This is a genomic window from Rhodococcus sp. p52, assembly GCF_000763325.2.
GTDB lineage: Bacteria > Actinomycetota > Actinomycetes > Mycobacteriales > Mycobacteriaceae > Rhodococcus > Rhodococcus pyridinivorans.
Genome location: NZ_CP016819.1, coordinates 312,205 through 326,568, shown reverse-complemented (window position 1 = coordinate 326,568; position 14,364 = coordinate 312,205). Strand labels below are relative to the sequence as shown.

Below are 14,364 nucleotides of genomic sequence, written 5' to 3'. Positions count from 1 at the left end.
AGATAATGACACTTCGGGTAACGGATAATTTTCCGAGACGAGGTGATCGGCGATGACGCTCTTGCGAAAGCACGACAGCCTGCCGGGTGAACACTCCACGGATCACCGGCAGGAGACCGCGCAACGCCTGCTCGATTCGTCGGCGCGGCTCTCCTACGATCCCGAGCTCGAGATCGACTGGGACGCGCCGCTCGTGGACGGCAAGTACGGCATGACCCCGGAGTGGTGCAGTCTCTACGGCACCGACCTGTGGGAACGCATGTCGGAGGACCAGCGCATCACCCTCACCGAGCACGAGGCCGCGAGCATCGCCGGCACCGGGATCTGGTTCGAGATGATCCTCATGCAGATGCTCGTCCGCGATCTCTACCGGCACGATCCGGCAACCCCCTACGTGCAGTTCGGGCTCACCGAGATCGCCGACGAATGCCGGCACTCGATCATGTTCGCGCGGTCGGCGCAGCGATACGGCATCCCCTCCTACCGGCCCAAGCGTTGGATCCGCGAGACCGGCCGGCTGTTCAAGGCCGTCGCGCGCGGCGCCCTCGCCTACGGCGGCACCCTGTTCGCCGAGGAGATCCTCGACATGATGCAGCGCGATTTCATGCGCGACGAGCGGGTGCAGCCCATCACCCGGACGGTGAGTCACGTCCACGTCGTGGAGGAGTCGCGGCACATCCGCTACGCCCGCGAGGAGACACGCAGGCGCTCGGCCCGGCTCGGACGTCTCGAGCGGGCATGGATCCGGATCCACCTCGGGGTGAGCGCGTACTTCGTCGTCACCAGCCTCGTGAACGACCAGGTCTACGCCGCGGCCGGACTCGACGTCGCCGAAGCGAAGAAGGCCGCACAGGAGAACATGCACTACCACGACAAGCTCCGTCAGGGCACTCGCCGCACGGTCGAGTTCCTCGACGAGGTGGGACTGATCGGCGGTCCGTCCACTCTGCTTCTGCGTCGCGCGCACGTCCTGTGACGTCGCGCTGCTCCACCGAACCGACAGGAGAATTCCACCCGTGAGAAAGCCGTCCCCGACCGCGTCGATCGCCGCGGGCTCGATCGTCCTCGCTGCCGCGGCGACCACCGCCGTGCTCGTCCGCCGGCGTCGTCGGACGGTCGTCCGTACCGAGGACGTCGCCCCGCACGAGCTGCTGCGCGAACCGGAACTCGAACCCGAGATCCTCGACGTCCGCGCCGACGACGGTGCCCGGCTGAACGTGCTCGCCTATGGCGACGCGGACGCTCCCGTGCTGGTGTTCTGTCACGGCTGGACGTGCAACGCCGCGTACTGGACCCCGCAGATCAACGCCTTCGCGGAGAACTACCGGGTGGTGGTCTACGACCAGCGCGGGCACGGCGACAGCGAGGCCGGGGCGCGGACGCTGGGAGCAGACGTGCTCGCCGACGATCTCCGGACGGTCCTCGACGCTGTGGTCCGGCCCGGTTCGAAGGCCGTGCTCACAGGTCACAGCATGGGCGGGATGAGCATCATCGCGTGGGCCGAGAAGTACCCGGAGAACGTCGGCCGCACGGTCGCAGGCGTGCTGCTCGCGAGCACCGGCACCGACCGGCTGGTCGCGGACTCGGCGATCGTGCCGCTGCCGCAACGCTTCCCGCGGGTGCCGGTGCCCGTCGCGAGCCGGCTCATGGGTGCGACCGTCCCGTTGGCGGCGTCCCCGGTGACGACGCGGGCCCTGCGCTACGTGGCCCTGTCGCCCGGTGCGAGCGCCGCCGAGGTGCAGTTCTGCGAGAAGATCGTGCTCGGCTGCCCGCCGCGCACGCGGGGCGGCTGGGGCAGGGCACTGAGTGCCCTCGACATCCGTGAGGGTCTGCGCAATCTCACCGTGCCGACGACGGTGCTGGTCGGCACCGCCGCCCGTCTCCCCCCGCCTGTCCACGCCCGGCGTCTCGCCGAGGAACTCGACCGTGCGGGCAACCTCGAACGTTTCGTGGTGCTCGACGGCATCGGCCACATGAGCTCGGTCGAAGCGATCGACCGGTTCGACGAGGAGCTCGCGCACCTTGTCGAACGAGCCGGTGTGCCCGTCGGCTGAGCCGATCACTCGCACGCACGTCGGCTGAGCCGATCACCCACGCACGAAAGACCGGTCCATCCGCTCGCGGGTGGACCGGTTTCGGCTCGGGGGATCTACCGGAAGACGACGGTCTTACTGTCGTGCACCAGCACCCGATCCTCGAGGTGCCAGCGCAGACCGCGCGAGAGGACCAGCTTCTCGACGTCGCGGCCCTGACGGACCATGTCGCTGACGCTGTCGCTGTGACTGACGCGGATGACGTCCTGCTCGATGATCGGGCCCGCGTCGAGTTCGGCGGTGACGTAGTGGCAGGGCGCGCCGATGAGCTTCACGCCGCGCGTGAAGGCCTGGTGGTAGGGCCGTGCGCCGATGAACGACGGCAGGAAACTGTGGTGGATGTTGATCGCGCGGCCGGCCCAGTGCTCGCACAGTTCCTCCGGGAGCACCTGCATGAACCGGGCGAGGACCACCGCGTGCGGGTCGTGGGCGTCGACGAGCTTGCGGACCTGCTCGAAAGCCGGTCCGCGCTCGGCGGGATCCTTCGGGAACGACACGTAGTGGAAGGTGATGCCGTGTCGCTGCGCGACCGGTTCGAGATCGCGATGGTTGCCGATGACCGCGCAGATCTCGGCGTCGAGTTCCCCTGCGGCGACCCGTCCGAGGATGTCGTGCAGGCAGTGCCCTTCCTTGCTGACGAGCAGGACGACGCGCTTGCGCTTGCCGGTGTCGGAGAGCGTCCATTCGGTCTGCGGGCCGATGTCGGCGGCGACGCTCGCGAACTTCTCGCGCAGCTCGTCGAGTCCGAACGGGATCGACGACGCCCGGACGGCCTGCCGGGTGAAGAACCAACCGGTGTCTTGATCGGCGTGGTAGGCCGCCTCGACGATCGAACCACCGACCTCCGCGAGGAAGGTCGCGATGCGGGCGACGATCCCGGTGGTGTCCGGGCAGCCCAGGGTCAGAACGTAACGTCGATCGTCGGCGGATGAGGCGAGCGTCATGCCCCGATTCTCTCAGGTGACACACGGCGTCCTACTTCCGGTCGGCCCTGCTCCCGGTAGACCCTGGCTCCGGTCGTCAGCCCGAGACCGGAGGACGTCGAACCGTACCCGTGGCGACGAGAGTGGTCGCATCGATCGTGCGCAGTCCGCGTGCGGTGACCTCCTCGGCGATCTGCTGCCGCACCGCCGCCACCTGCCCGGAGTCGAGCCCGGTCAGCACCGCGCGCAAACCGGCGCCCGTTACGAGCGACCAGCACAACTCCTCCGTCGCCGGAAGGAGATTCGACAGGGTGCGGACCTCCACGGAATCGGTTCCGGCGTCCGGGAGCCACGCCTCGAGTGTGTCCGGAGTGTCGATCCGGTGCAGGGGTGTGCGGTCGCGCAGGACGCCGCGCTCGCGCAGCCCGGGGGAGTAGCGCGACGCGACATCGAACACGATCGACGAGAACTCCTCCATCGCGCCGCGTCGCCAGACCGTCACGCCGGCGCGTCCGCCCTGCCTCACGAGCGAGACCAGACGCCAGAAGGTTCGGTCCATGTCCGGGAGGAAGAACACCCCGTAGGAGATCGACAGCACGTCGTAGCCGGCGTCGGGTACGTCCGACGGTGCCTCCCACTGCGAGGCGTCCGCACAGACGAATTCGATGTTCTTCAGGCCGCGGCGTTCCGCGGTCAGGCGGCCGTGTTCGAGCATCTTGTCGGCGACGTCGACGCCGTGGACGAGACCTTCGGGTCCGACGGCGGCGGCGGCGGGAAGCGCGGACGATCCCGTTCCGCAACACGCGTCGAGCACCGCCTCGTCGGGGGCGACGCGGAGCTGGAAGACCAGTGCCTGCCCGGCCGGTCCCCACACCGTCGGGGTCAGCTCGTCGAAATCCCCGCTCGCCGCGTCGAAGGTGCGTGCGGTCTCGGCGGAATCGGCCCAGGGGTTCTCGGGATCGTCGTTCATGCCTGCTCCTCGAAGGCGTAGAACGGCTCGGCGTACCGAAAGGTGCCCCGCAGCTCGGGGTCGTGTGCCGTGAGCGCCCGTGCCTGGAAGTGGGACGCCCACTCCTCGACGTCGGGGGAGATCCCGAGTTCGGCGGCGGGCACGAAACCGAAGCGGGGGTAGTAGTCGGGATGTCCGAGCAGGAGCACGATCGACTCGTCCAGGGCATCCGCCGCACCGAGCACGGCGTGCATGAGAGCGGCGCCCACGCCGGAGCGCTGGAAATCGGGACGGACACCGAGTGGACCGAGGCCCAGGGCAGGGGTGGCGCCGACGTGACCCCGGGTGGCGACGACCTGGCCGACGATCGCGCCCGAGGCGTCCTCGGCCACGAGCGACAACGGCGGCAGCCATGCGTCGCTCGCCCGCAACGACGCGACCAGACCGGGCTCGACCGGCTCGCGACCTTCCGGGGCGAACGGCGCGAACGCGGCGCGATGCACGTCGGCGGTCGCACGGACGTCGGCGGGGAGTTCTCGACGGATCAGCACGCGATCATTGTCGTGGCCGAAGCGGTGCGGCGGTATCGAATTATCGCCGTCTGCTGTTCCTCCGGACCACCACGACGGCCACAACTGCGACGAGAAGCGCGATCACCAGGATTTCCATGGGAATCGACTACCCGGCACGGGGCGAAGCCTGCTGAGCACGGCCGTCGGATCTCGCCGTGTGGAAAGCTGCAGTCATGTCCGGAACTACGTTGACCCGCGCGCAGGTCGCGTCGATGATCGACCACACCCTCCTCAAGCCCGAAGCGTCCTCGCAGGACGTGCGGGCCCTCGTCGACGAAGCCGTCGAACTCGGCGTGTACGCGGTGTGCGTGTCGCCGTCGATGCTGCCCCTGCGGGCCGAGGGGGTCACGGTCGCGACGGTCGTCGGTTTCCCTTCCGGCAAGCACCATTCCCTCATCAAGGGCGCCGAGGCGCGACTCGCCGTCGACGAGGGCGCACGCGAGATCGACATGGTGATCGACGTGGGCGCAGCGGTGGCCGGCGACTACAACGCCGTCCTCGCCGACATCCTCACCGTGCGTGAAGCGATCGGTTTCGACCCTGTCCTCAAGGTCATCATCGAATCCGCGGTGCTCTGCGACGAGGCGATCGTCGAGGTGTGCCGCGCCGCGGAGAAGGCCGGGGCGAACTTCGTGAAGACCTCCACCGGTTTCCATCCCGCGGGTGGCGCCACCACCCACGCGGTCGCGCTCATGGCGGAGACGGTGGGCGGCAAGCTCGGCATCAAGGCGAGCGGCGGCATCCGCACCGCCGAGGACGCGGTCGCAATGATCGAGGCCGGAGCGACGCGACTCGGACTGTCCGGCAGTCGCGCGGTGCTGGACGGGCTGCAGAGCTGACGACAGCTCTCGACGGTCTGCCGGACCGGCCTCCTCGCTCACGACAGGAGGCCGCAGCTGCCCTCCTGCTGTTGCTGCTGCTGTCCCTGCGGGGCCTCCGGCAGCACGAAGCGGCCACCCTCGAGGCGGAGATCGATACCGCTGTCGGTGACGTTCACCTCGGTGGCCTGCATACCCAGCGGGTACTGCTGCAGACCTGAGGTCAGGATCTCCACGACGCCGTCGACGAGGGCCGTCGGGAGCCCGATGCCGAGGATCGTCGCGTCGGTCGTCTCGACCGTCACCACACCGCCGTTCACCACCGGTCGCGCGGTGAACTCCGCGAGACCCTGGCCGCCGACCGTGAACGTCAGGGTGCCCGCGTTCTCGTCGGCCGTGACATCGGTGACGAGGCCGCCGACCGACTGGCTCTGCACGGTCGCGAGGATCCCGGAGGTGGGCCACGAGACGTCGGCACTCGAGCTGCCGATGGTGCCGGCGCCCTCGGCGGAGTCGCGCAGGTCGACGTCGTTGACCTCGGCGTGCACCTGCATCTGCTGGGCCGGACCGAAGGCGGTGTCGTCGCTGTCGAGAGCGACCGAGGGACCCTGCCGGTCGAGCAGCTGGAGCAACACCGGCTTCCAGCTCAGGTCGACGTCGACTCCCGTGCCGAGCTCGCTCTCGAAGGACTGGGCGAGGCAGGCCGTCGCGCGGTTGCGGACGTAGACCTCCGCGCCCACCAGGACTGCGACCAGCGCCGCGACGAGAACGACGGCGATCGTGACGGTGCGGTTGCGCTTCCGTTGCGTCATGGTCGCCGATTCTTCCGGACGACGCTGAGGATCGACTGAGCACACGGCCACAGGATGAGGAAAATATGTGAGGTGTACCACATTCTTCGGCTACGCTGGGCGCCATGACAGGGTGGACGGATTCAGGTTACGACGCAACCGGGCGGGCCGATGCCGACGACTCGCTGCGGCGCCTCGCCGCCACACAAGCCGGGTTCTTCACCGCACGCCAGGCCGTCGGTCACGGAATAGCAGCTCACGACTTCGCGGAACGCATCGAGGCGGGACTGTGGATCCGCGTCGAGACCGAACTGTTCCGCCTCAGCGACAGCCCACGGACGAAGTTCGACGAATTCGCCCAATGGTGCACCTGGTACGAGGGGGGAGCGGTCGTCTCGCACCAGAGCGCCGCCGACCTGCACGGCATGGGCCACCTGCAGCCCCGCTTCCTGCACCTGTCCACACCCGACCAGCGCACCGTGCCGAGCAACCGGCTCGCGCTGCATCACCGGACGCTGGCAGAGGAGGACTGCGAGGTCGTCGGGGCCTTCCGGATCACCACACCCGCCCGCACCGCGGTCGACCTCGCGGCCGGCGGCGTGTCCCAGGAAGTGCTCGACGAACTCGTCGGCGACGCGATCGCGCTCGGCCGGGTCGACTCCGACCAGCTGCACGCCGCCGTGGCGAACCAGCCGGCCGCGGTGGCCGACCGGATCGAGCTCGCGCTCCTCGCCGCGGGCTGACCGACCGGAGCGACGACGAACTCGGACAGACGGTCTCAGACCGCGACCAGCTCGGATGCAACGGATGCGCCGGCGGGCGCGACCGCGTCCCATGGCACCGTCAGCACGCAGTCACGCAGACGGCGGCGGGGCGGAGACACCGGGAAGCCCTGATCTCGCAGCAGCTCGAGCGTCGCCTTCCATCGGATCCGCGGCCCGAACGCCGCGTGCGGAGCGCTCGTCGCCCACGCCCGGTCGGCCGCGCGGAGCAGCGCGTGGATCGGCTCGCCCGGGACGTTCCGGTGGATCAGCGCCTTCGGCAGCCGTTCGGCGACGTCGGACGGTCTCTCCACGTGGAACGGGCTCCACGCCAGGGTCAGCGAACGGGGACCGTGCTCGTCGAGGAGCACCCAGGCGCAGCGCCGGCCCAGCTCGTCGCACGTGCCGTCGATGAGCAGGCCGCCGGGAGCGAGACCGGAACGCAGGTGCGCCCACGCCGGTTCGACCGCCTCCTCCGGATACTGCCGGAGCACGTTGAAGGCCCGGACCAGGGTCGGGCGCAGGCCCGCGAGCTCGAAGCCGCCCCGGGCGAACTCGACACCGTCGCGGCCCGGGACCACACGGTCCGGATCGATCTCGAGACCGACCACGCGCAGATCGCTGCGGACCCGACGCAGGCGCGCGGCGAGTTCGAGGGTCGTCACCGGCATGGCGCCGTAACCCAGATCGACCACCAGCGGGTCGGTGGCGTGCGTCAACGCCCTCATGATGTGGGGGTCGTGCATCGCCCAGCGGTCGCTGCGGCGCAGCCTGTTGATGCCGGTGGTGCCGCGCGTGACGACACCGACGGGTCCTCGATTCCGCACGCGCTACCGACCGGCGAGCCAGTCGGCGGTGATGGCCGCTTCGGTGCGGAACACGTCGACGAGATTGGTGAGGATGAGTTCTTCGAGTTTGCCGCCGACGAACGGGATGTGCACCTTGGCCTCGGAGGTGGTGCGGAGCGTGGCGCCATGGTCGTCGCCGAAGAGCTCCATCGTGCCCGTGAGGCTACCCGGACCGCCGGGGATCGACGCCTGGTAGGTGCCGGTCGCGCCGTCGGTGAACGGCCCGTAGTTCTCCTTGCGCGTGATGACCATGTCCTTCTTGATCACCGTGCGGGCGATCTCCGGCAGGTCGGAACGCGGCAGGACGTGGTGCAACACCAGCGCGATGCCCGATTCGGAGACCGTGAACTCGCGGACGTGGTTCTCCGAGTACTTGCGCATCTCGGTCATCCGCGCTTCCCAGTGGGCGGGGTCGGCGAGAGCCTCGTACACCCGCTCCGGTGGATGAGGGAAGCGGGCGGAGTAGTCGATACGCCGTGCCACGACCGGCCAGGTTACCGCGCCGGACGGCCTGCCCGGAAATCGCGACCGTCCACGGAGAGCTCAGCGGGGGTGCGATCAGGCCGAGTGGTCCCCGTTCAACCACTGCTCGGTGAAGGTGCGCTCCGCGTCGAACAGCTCGACGAGCTGCTCGACGATCATCCCCTCGATCTTGGAACCGAGGAACGGGATCTTCACCTCGACGGTGCCCTCGATGACGACGGACGAGCCCGCGCCGTCGGCGATGAGCGTCATCCCACCGGTGACCTCGCCGGGCATGCCGTCGACGTGGGCCGAGAACCTGCCCTCGGCGCGGCCGTCGGCGAGCGCTCCCCACGATTCGTGACGCCGGATGACGAGATCGCCCGGGCGGAGGCTCGTGACCATGCTCGGCAGGTGTTCGGCCGGGATGGCCTGATGGAGGTCGAGCTCGATCGTGCCGTCGCCGGTGTCGGCGCGTTCGACCGCCGCACCCGGGCCACCGACCTCACGCAGCCGGGTCTGCCAGTACTGCGGATCGACGAACGCCGCGTGGACCGCAGCAGGCGGGGACGAGTAGTTCGCAGTGTGGTCGATAGGGCTGCCCATACGGGGCACGCTACCGTTTGCTGGTGCTTGATCCACGTACCAGGGCCCGGCTCGTCGAAACGGGAGCCACGGTGTCCGAGCAGGTGTCGCTGTCGGAATTCACGACCCTCCGGCTCGGTGGCCCCGCCCGGTATCTCGTCGAATGCACGTCCACCGCGTCGTTGATCGAGGTCGTGCGCCTGCTCGACGAGCAGGAAGTGCAGCTGCTGCTCCTCGCGGGTGGCTCCAACCTCGTGATCGGCGACGACGGCTTCGACGGCGTGGTGGTGCGTGTCGCGACCACCGGTGTCGAACTCCGCGACGACCACGTCCGGGTGGACGCGGGAGCCGAATGGGACGCCGTCGTCGCGGCCACCGTGGAGGCCGGCCTCGGCGGCCTCGAATGCCTGTCGGGCATCCCCGGCTCCACGGGAGCGACGCCGGTGCAGAACGTCGGCGCGTACGGCGTCGAGGTGGGCTCGATCCTGCGTCGCGTCCGCCTGTTCGACCGCGCCACCGGCCAGGACTCGTGGGCCGGCCCCGAGGCACTCGGTCTCGGCTACCGGACCAGCATCCTCAAGCACACCGACGCAGCGGTCGTCCTCGAGGTGGAACTGGACGTGCGGAGCGACGGTTCGTCCGCACCCCTCGCATACCGGGAGCTCGCTGTCGCGCTGGGTGCGGAGGAGGGCGAGCGCCGGCCGGCGGCGCAGGTACGCCAGCACGTGCTCGCGTTGCGCCGCAGCAAGGGCATGGTGCTCGACGCCGACGACCATGACACCTGGAGCGCCGGATCGTTCTTCACGAATCCCGTCGTCCCCGACGACCGCCTGCCGCAGGTGCTCGCGGCCATCGCGGCGAAGGTGGGGGAGGACGTGCGCATCCCGCAGTTCCCCGCGGACGGCGGCACCAAACTGTCGGCCGGATGGCTCATCGAGCGGGCCGGTTTCGTGAAGGGTTTCCCCAGCGCCGACGCACCGGCGCGGTTGTCGACGAAGCACACGCTGGCGCTCACCAACAGGGGAACGGCATCGGCCGCGGACCTCGTGGCGCTGGCGCGGACGGTGCGCGACGGCGTCGAGGACGCCTTCGGGGTCCGTCTGCATCCCGAACCCGTCACCGTGAACTGCGTGATCTGACGGACGGCCCGCCCGTCGCCCCCGGTCGAACACCCCGAAGGCGGTGGCGGGATCGAAGACCAGCTCCCGCCCACCCACGGTGACCGTGACAGTACCGACGGGGGTGGGCGCGACCGCCTCGCCGCGCCCACCACCGCGGTGGGTCAGTCGGTGACGCGGTGGAACCGGCCGGCATTGGCCTGGTCGCGCGGCTTGACGATGATCTGGTCGAGGTTGACATGCGACGGCCGCGACGCGACGAAGCCGATGATGTCGGCGATGTCCTGGGCGACGAGCGGGGTGATGCCCTCGTACACCTTGTCGGCCCGATCCTTGTCGCCCTCGAAGCGCACCAGCGAGAACTCGGTCTCGACCGCGCCCGGCGCGACTTCGGTGAGGCGGACGGGCTGTCCGAGCAGTTCGCCGCGCAGCGTGCGGTGCAGCACGGCCTGCGCGTGCTTCGCCGAGGTGTAGCCGGCGCCGTTGTCGTAGGCCTCGAAGGCCGCGACCGAGGTGATGGTGACGATCAGGCCGTCGCCCGAGGCGATGAGCTTGGGGATCAGCGCCTTGGTGATGCGCATGGTGCCGATGACGTTGGTCTCCCACATCCAGCGCCAGTCGTCCTCGACGGCCTCGGCCACCGGTGCGAGTCCCTTGGCGCCACCGGCGTTGTTGACCAGCACGTCGACCCGCGGCAGCACCGTGGTGAAAGCGTCGACCGAATCCTCGTCGGTGACGTCGAGCTCGAGCGCGGTACCGCCGATCTCGTCGGCGAGCTTCTGCAGGCGGTCGAGGCGGCGTGCGCCCACCACGACGTGGAAGCCCTGTGCGGCGAGCGTGCGGGCGGTCGCCTCGCCGATTCCGGAGGAGGCTCCGGTGACGACGGCGACGCGGGAATCGGGAGAGATGCTCATGGGGGCAATCGTAGTGTCGGGCACCGGATGCCGCCGTACGTCCCGGCCTGCGAAGTCCTTTCCGTGCGGCTACCCTGCGGCGTATGACCACCACCCGCGGTCGATACAGTTCGGGCGAACAGACCCGGATCCGGCTCGTCGAAGCCGCTGAGCGACTCTTCGCCCGCAGTGGATACGACGGGGTCACCCTCGCCGACATCCGCAAGGCCGCCGGACAGCACAACTCGTCCGTGGTCGGTTACTACTTCGGCACCAAGGAGGGGTTGCTCGAGGCGGTCTTCTCCCACCGGTTGCCCGCCCTGAACTCCCAGCGGGAAGCGCTCCTCGCCGAGATGCTGCGGACGCGGGAGACCCTCTCGGTCCGCGACCTGCTGTGGGTGATCATCCGCCCCCTGGCCGGCACGCTCGGCCGCAACAACCACTACGTCGCCTTCCTCGACCGGCTGTCGAACCACGACCGGTTCGCCGAGTGCTTCCGCGTCACCGGACCGACGGGAACCGAGAGCGGCCGCCGGTCCGACACCGCGCTACGGACCCTGCTCGGGCCGTTGCCCGACGATATCGCCGGGCAGCGTCTGCGGCTGGGCTACTCCGGCACCGTCGGTGCGCTGGCGCGGTGTCACCGTGCAGGCGAATCACCCACCACGGCAGAACTCGCCGCGCTCGTCGACGCATGGGAGGCGTTGTTGCTCGCCCCGGTGTCGGCGGAGACCGCGCACGCACGCGGGGACGTGCAGGAAGATTTCCCACCGGATCGGTGAGGATTGGACACGACGCGGTTCGGGCGATAGTTTGAGCGACATGTCAGTCGGCCACGCCTCCGCACCGCGGGTCACCTATGTGACCGCCGCGCTGGGATCACGGCTGCCTCTGGCGCGCGAACTCTGTTGTCGCTGCTGCGGAAAGTAACTCCGCACCGATCCCGCCCTCGTTGTGCGGGTCCGTCTCCGATCATGTTCTCCACGTCGGGGTCTCGGTGCGTCGATCGTCTCCCGCCCGTTCTCCGGTCATCACGTCCGGATCAGCAGCCAAGGATCAGCGCCGTGTCGGTTCCCACTCTCTCGCCGTCCGTTTCCCTTCCCTCGCGGTCGTCCGCGCCCCGTCGCGCCGCCGGTTCCGCCGTCCGTGGATCCACGCGTGCGACGGTCGTCCGTCCCCGCACCTCCCGTGTGTCGAGCCCCGTCAGGATCGTTCCGCCGGACCTGCGTATCGCCGACGGCACCGGGGCGTCGGTCTTCCGTGTCGCCGCCAACCGCGGCCCCGTCTCGCGCGACGTGATCGCCAAGGTCACCGGTGCGAGCATCGCCACCGTCAATCGTCAGGTGTCGGCCCTGCTCTCGGCAGGTCTGCTGCGTGAGCGCGCCGACCTGACCGAACCCGGCGCGGTCGGCCGGCCGCGTGTTCCCGTCGAGGTCGACCACGAGCGGTACCTGACGGTCGGCATTCACATCGGTGCCGTCACCACCGGCATCGTCGCCAGCGACCTGCGCGGTCGCATCATCGGCGCCGTCGAGGTCCCCACGCCGACCGGCGACCAGGACGCCGCGCTCGCGTCGATCACCGCGAGCGCCAAGGCCTTCGCCGGGCGGTGGCACCGTCGCGCCCCGTTGTGGGTCGGCGTCGCACTCGGCGGGCGGGTGGACTCGAACACCGCCGTCGTCACGCACCCGCGACTCGGCTGGGTCGACGCCCGGGTCGGCGCGATCGTCGGTGGCGGTATGAGGCTTCCGGTCTCGGTGGCCGCGCACGTCGAGGCGATGGCCGCCTCCGAACTGCTCCTCACCCCCGATCGCGACGCCCCCGAGGCCAAGGGCACCGGCCTGTACTTCTACGTTCGTGAGACGGCCGGTGTGGCAATCACTTTCGAGGGCAAGGTGCACACCCCTGCCGGCGGTCCGGGTTCGGTGACGCATTTCCCCACCGGTTCGTCGACCCGGTGCTCGTGCGGCGGCACGGGTTGCCTCGAGGCGACGGTGAGCGATCGGGCGGTCGTGCAGCGCGCGGTGGCCGAGGGCATCCTCGCCGACGGCGACAACACCATTCAGTCGCTCTACCGCCTCGCACGCGGCGGTTCCGAGGCCGCCCACGGTCTGCTCGTCGAGCGGGCCACCGTGCTCGGCCGCACCGTCGGAATGCTGCGCGACCTGTTCAATCCCGACCGTGTGATTCTCGGCGGACAGGCCTTCACCGAGTACCCGGCCGCGGTTCCGCACGTCGCCCGCGCGTTCGCCGCGTCGACCACCCTGCCGCGCAAGGACATCCGCATCACCGGCTTCGGCAACCGGGTGCAGGCCCACGCCGCGGGTGTCGTCTCGCTCAGCTCGTTGTTCTCGGATCCGATCGCGGCGATGAAGCGCACCGAACTCTGAGCGATCCCGTCGGATTCACACGCTCGGTGGGGCGTCCGTCGCGTCCGCAGCGGCGCCCCGCCGGTCGAGTTCCGCCCGGGCCCGGTCCAGCCCGCCGTGTTCGAGTGCGGCCGAGTGCGATTCGTCGGCCCACACCAGTTTCCCGCGTTCGTGGACCGTCACGGTCATGCGACCGCCGAGATGTTCGATCGAACCGGCGACGTTCCGTCGTTCCGCGGGCACGGGGACCGGCAGGACGTGTGCCGCTCCGAGGGGTGAACTTCCCGAGATCTCCACGCTCCAGCGGGCATTGCGGCCGCGCAGGTGCCAGCTCTCGTCGGTGACCGTCGCCCGGACCGGGGATGTGACGGGATTGCCCAGCCGCACGATGCGCCCGTCGGCTAGTGCGACGACGACCGCCGTGACCTCCGTGTGCAGCGGACCCGAATGCACCTGCCCGCCTGCGAACGCCACACACGCCTGCGGGTCGGCGAATCCCTGCGCCTGACCCCACCACCACGACTCGGGGAAACCACCCTTGCCCCAGTTCTTCTCGCCGTAGACCTGGGCGCCGGTCAGATCCCACTTCTCGTCGCCGAGGATCGCGTGCCCTTCCACCCGGCCGCCGAGCAGCCAGGAATGCCAGTACTGGTTGAGACCGGGGACGGAATGGAACACGCTCGACGCGCCGAAGCGGCGTCGCGGCCAGAGCCACAGATCCGACAACCGGATGTCGAGACGGGCGTCGTCGCCGAGATCCATCCACACGCGTTCGCTGTCGCCGCAGAAGACGTCGCCGGCCGATGCGCCGAGCCGATCGGGATCGGAAGCGGCCACCGGATGCGCGGCGGTGCGCAGGAAACCCCCGGGATGGGCGGCCAGACCGAGCGTCGCCCAGTGCGAGCCGGGCCCTCCCGAGTCGTCCGCACGGTTTACGCCGCACAGAGCGATGACGACGCGGCCGGTTCCGGGCTGGGTGAAGCGCCAGAAGTAACCCTCCATCGCGACGCCGTGCGCGGCGAGAGGATTCCCGAAGGGCAGATCCGCTCCCGACGCGCGGTAGCGGGTCCACAGACTCCTCGGTGAGAGTTCCTTCGGTGAGAGCCGCCCGTGTCGTTCGTGCACCGCCATGCCCGCTCCGTTCCGTAGATCCGTCCTGTCCGTTCCCCGGATGTACCCAGC

The 14,364-nt window shown here is 69.7% G+C and carries 16 protein-coding genes; 7 read left to right on the top strand and 9 right to left on the bottom strand.

The features are described from left to right. The first annotated feature begins 52 nt into the window (after nt 1-52). Together IM25_RS01395 and IM25_RS01390 are read left to right on the top strand one after the other, a co-directional pair. Complete coding sequence (locus IM25_RS01395) at nt 53-976, top strand: AurF N-oxygenase family protein (protein ID WP_019291171.1); 924 nt, start codon at nt 53-55, stop codon at nt 974-976. 40 nt (nt 977-1,016) lie between these two features. Then, complete coding sequence (locus IM25_RS01390) at nt 1,017-2,054, top strand: alpha/beta fold hydrolase (RefSeq protein WP_065995676.1); 1,038 nt, start codon at nt 1,017-1,019, stop codon at nt 2,052-2,054. 95 nt (nt 2,055-2,149) lie between these two features. Here the strand turns inward: IM25_RS01390 and purU are convergent, their stop codons facing one another. From purU to IM25_RS01375, 3 genes are all read right to left on the bottom strand, one after another. Beyond that, entirely contained in the window at nt 2,150-3,037 is an 888-nt protein-coding gene (gene purU / locus IM25_RS01385; protein WP_065995675.1) for a formyltetrahydrofolate deformylase, read from the bottom strand. A 76-nt stretch (nt 3,038-3,113) separates the two neighbouring features. Next, nucleotides 3,114-3,986, bottom strand: a complete 873-nt coding sequence (locus tag IM25_RS01380) for a class I SAM-dependent methyltransferase (protein WP_065995674.1) — start codon at nt 3,984-3,986, stop codon at nt 3,114-3,116. Next, a complete protein-coding gene (locus tag IM25_RS01375; RefSeq protein WP_006552376.1) occupies nt 3,983-4,516 on the bottom strand; it encodes a GNAT family N-acetyltransferase in 534 nt (177 codons plus the stop codon). Before IM25_RS01375 ends, IM25_RS01380 begins: the two co-directional genes overlap by 4 nt. Before the next feature lie 194 nt (nt 4,517-4,710). Here IM25_RS01375 and deoC point away from each other — a divergent pair, with 194 nt between their 5' ends. Beyond that, entirely contained in the window at nt 4,711-5,376 is a 666-nt protein-coding gene (gene deoC / locus IM25_RS01370; RefSeq protein WP_033096130.1) for a deoxyribose-phosphate aldolase, read from the top strand. Between the two features lie 38 nt (nt 5,377-5,414). Here deoC and IM25_RS01365 read toward each other — a convergent pair whose 3' ends face one another. Next, the gene (locus IM25_RS01365; protein ID WP_065995673.1) at nt 5,415-6,167 is read right to left on the bottom strand and encodes an LmeA family phospholipid-binding protein; all 753 of its coding nucleotides are present in this window, start codon (nt 6,165-6,167) and stop codon (nt 5,415-5,417) included. Between the two features lie 104 nt (nt 6,168-6,271). On the opposite strand from IM25_RS01365, the gene IM25_RS01360 reads away from it, so the two are divergent. Then, on the top strand, nt 6,272-6,889 hold the full coding sequence (locus IM25_RS01360) for a type IV toxin-antitoxin system AbiEi family antitoxin domain-containing protein (protein WP_065995672.1): 618 nt from the start codon (nt 6,272-6,274) through the stop codon (nt 6,887-6,889). A gap of 35 nt (nt 6,890-6,924) precedes the next feature. On the opposite strand, the gene IM25_RS01355 is transcribed toward IM25_RS01360, so the two are convergent. The 3 genes from IM25_RS01355 to IM25_RS01345 all read right to left on the bottom strand — a co-directional run bounded on the left by IM25_RS01355 (nt 6,925) and on the right by IM25_RS01345 (nt 8,823). Beyond that, nucleotides 6,925-7,734 carry a methylase gene (locus IM25_RS01355; protein WP_033096128.1) on the bottom strand — a complete coding sequence of 270 codons (810 nt, stop codon included), beginning with the start codon at nt 7,732-7,734 and terminating at the stop codon, nt 6,925-6,927. 3 nt (nt 7,735-7,737) lie between these two features. After that, nucleotides 7,738-8,238, bottom strand: a complete 501-nt coding sequence (locus IM25_RS01350) for a DUF2505 domain-containing protein (RefSeq protein WP_033096127.1) — start codon at nt 8,236-8,238, stop codon at nt 7,738-7,740. A gap of 75 nt (nt 8,239-8,313) precedes the next feature. Next, a complete protein-coding gene (locus IM25_RS01345) occupies nt 8,314-8,823 on the bottom strand; it encodes a DUF2505 domain-containing protein (protein WP_006552370.1) in 510 nt (169 codons plus the stop codon). Between the two features lie 23 nt (nt 8,824-8,846). Here IM25_RS01345 and IM25_RS01340 point away from each other — a divergent pair, with 23 nt between their 5' ends. Then, nucleotides 8,847-9,941: a UDP-N-acetylmuramate dehydrogenase gene (locus tag IM25_RS01340; RefSeq protein ID WP_082920952.1), complete on the top strand. Its 1,095-nt coding sequence runs from the start codon at nt 8,847-8,849 to the stop codon at nt 9,939-9,941. A gap of 143 nt (nt 9,942-10,084) precedes the next feature. On the opposite strand, the gene IM25_RS01335 is transcribed toward IM25_RS01340, so the two are convergent. Beyond that, a complete protein-coding gene (locus IM25_RS01335; RefSeq protein ID WP_006552368.1) occupies nt 10,085-10,834 on the bottom strand; it encodes an SDR family NAD(P)-dependent oxidoreductase in 750 nt (249 codons plus the stop codon). Nucleotides 10,835-10,917: 83 nt separating this feature from the next. On the opposite strand from IM25_RS01335, the gene IM25_RS01330 reads away from it, so the two are divergent. Both IM25_RS01330 and IM25_RS01325 read left to right on the top strand, forming a co-directional pair. Beyond that, on the top strand, nt 10,918-11,595 hold the full coding sequence (locus IM25_RS01330) for a TetR/AcrR family transcriptional regulator (protein WP_065995671.1): 678 nt from the start codon (nt 10,918-10,920) through the stop codon (nt 11,593-11,595). A 282-nt stretch (nt 11,596-11,877) separates the two neighbouring features. After that, nucleotides 11,878-13,203, top strand: coding sequence for an ROK family transcriptional regulator (locus IM25_RS01325; protein ID WP_033096124.1), 1,326 nt, complete (start codon nt 11,878-11,880; stop codon nt 13,201-13,203). Between the two features lie 15 nt (nt 13,204-13,218). On the opposite strand, the gene IM25_RS01320 is transcribed toward IM25_RS01325, so the two are convergent. Then, complete coding sequence (locus tag IM25_RS01320; protein WP_052039929.1) at nt 13,219-14,313, bottom strand: tocopherol cyclase family protein; 1,095 nt, start codon at nt 14,311-14,313, stop codon at nt 13,219-13,221. Between the last annotated feature and the right edge of the window lie 51 nt (nt 14,314-14,364).

What these genes read in the sequence shown, in the direction of transcription:
- IM25_RS01360 (WP_065995672.1), top strand. Translation starts at nt 6,272, where the DNA reads ATGACAGGGTGGACGGATTCAGGTTACGACGCAACCGGGCGGGCCGAT.
- IM25_RS01345 (WP_006552370.1), bottom strand. Translation starts at nt 8,823, where the DNA reads ATGGGCAGCCCTATCGACCACACTGCGAACTACTCGTCCCCGCCTGCT.
- purU (WP_065995675.1), bottom strand. Translation starts at nt 3,037, where the DNA reads ATGACGCTCGCCTCATCCGCCGACGATCGACGTTACGTTCTGACCCTG.
- IM25_RS01395 (WP_019291171.1), top strand. Translation starts at nt 53, where the DNA reads ATGACGCTCTTGCGAAAGCACGACAGCCTGCCGGGTGAACACTCCACG.
- deoC (WP_033096130.1), top strand. Translation starts at nt 4,711, where the DNA reads ATGTCCGGAACTACGTTGACCCGCGCGCAGGTCGCGTCGATGATCGAC.
- IM25_RS01365 (WP_065995673.1), bottom strand. Translation starts at nt 6,167, where the DNA reads ATGACGCAACGGAAGCGCAACCGCACCGTCACGATCGCCGTCGTTCTC.
- IM25_RS01320 (WP_052039929.1), bottom strand. Translation starts at nt 14,313, where the DNA reads ATGGCGGTGCACGAACGACACGGGCGGCTCTCACCGAAGGAACTCTCA.
- IM25_RS01380 (WP_065995674.1), bottom strand. Translation starts at nt 3,986, where the DNA reads ATGAACGACGATCCCGAGAACCCCTGGGCCGATTCCGCCGAGACCGCA.
- IM25_RS01335 (WP_006552368.1), bottom strand. Translation starts at nt 10,834, where the DNA reads ATGAGCATCTCTCCCGATTCCCGCGTCGCCGTCGTCACCGGAGCCTCC.
- IM25_RS01330 (WP_065995671.1), top strand. Translation starts at nt 10,918, where the DNA reads ATGACCACCACCCGCGGTCGATACAGTTCGGGCGAACAGACCCGGATC.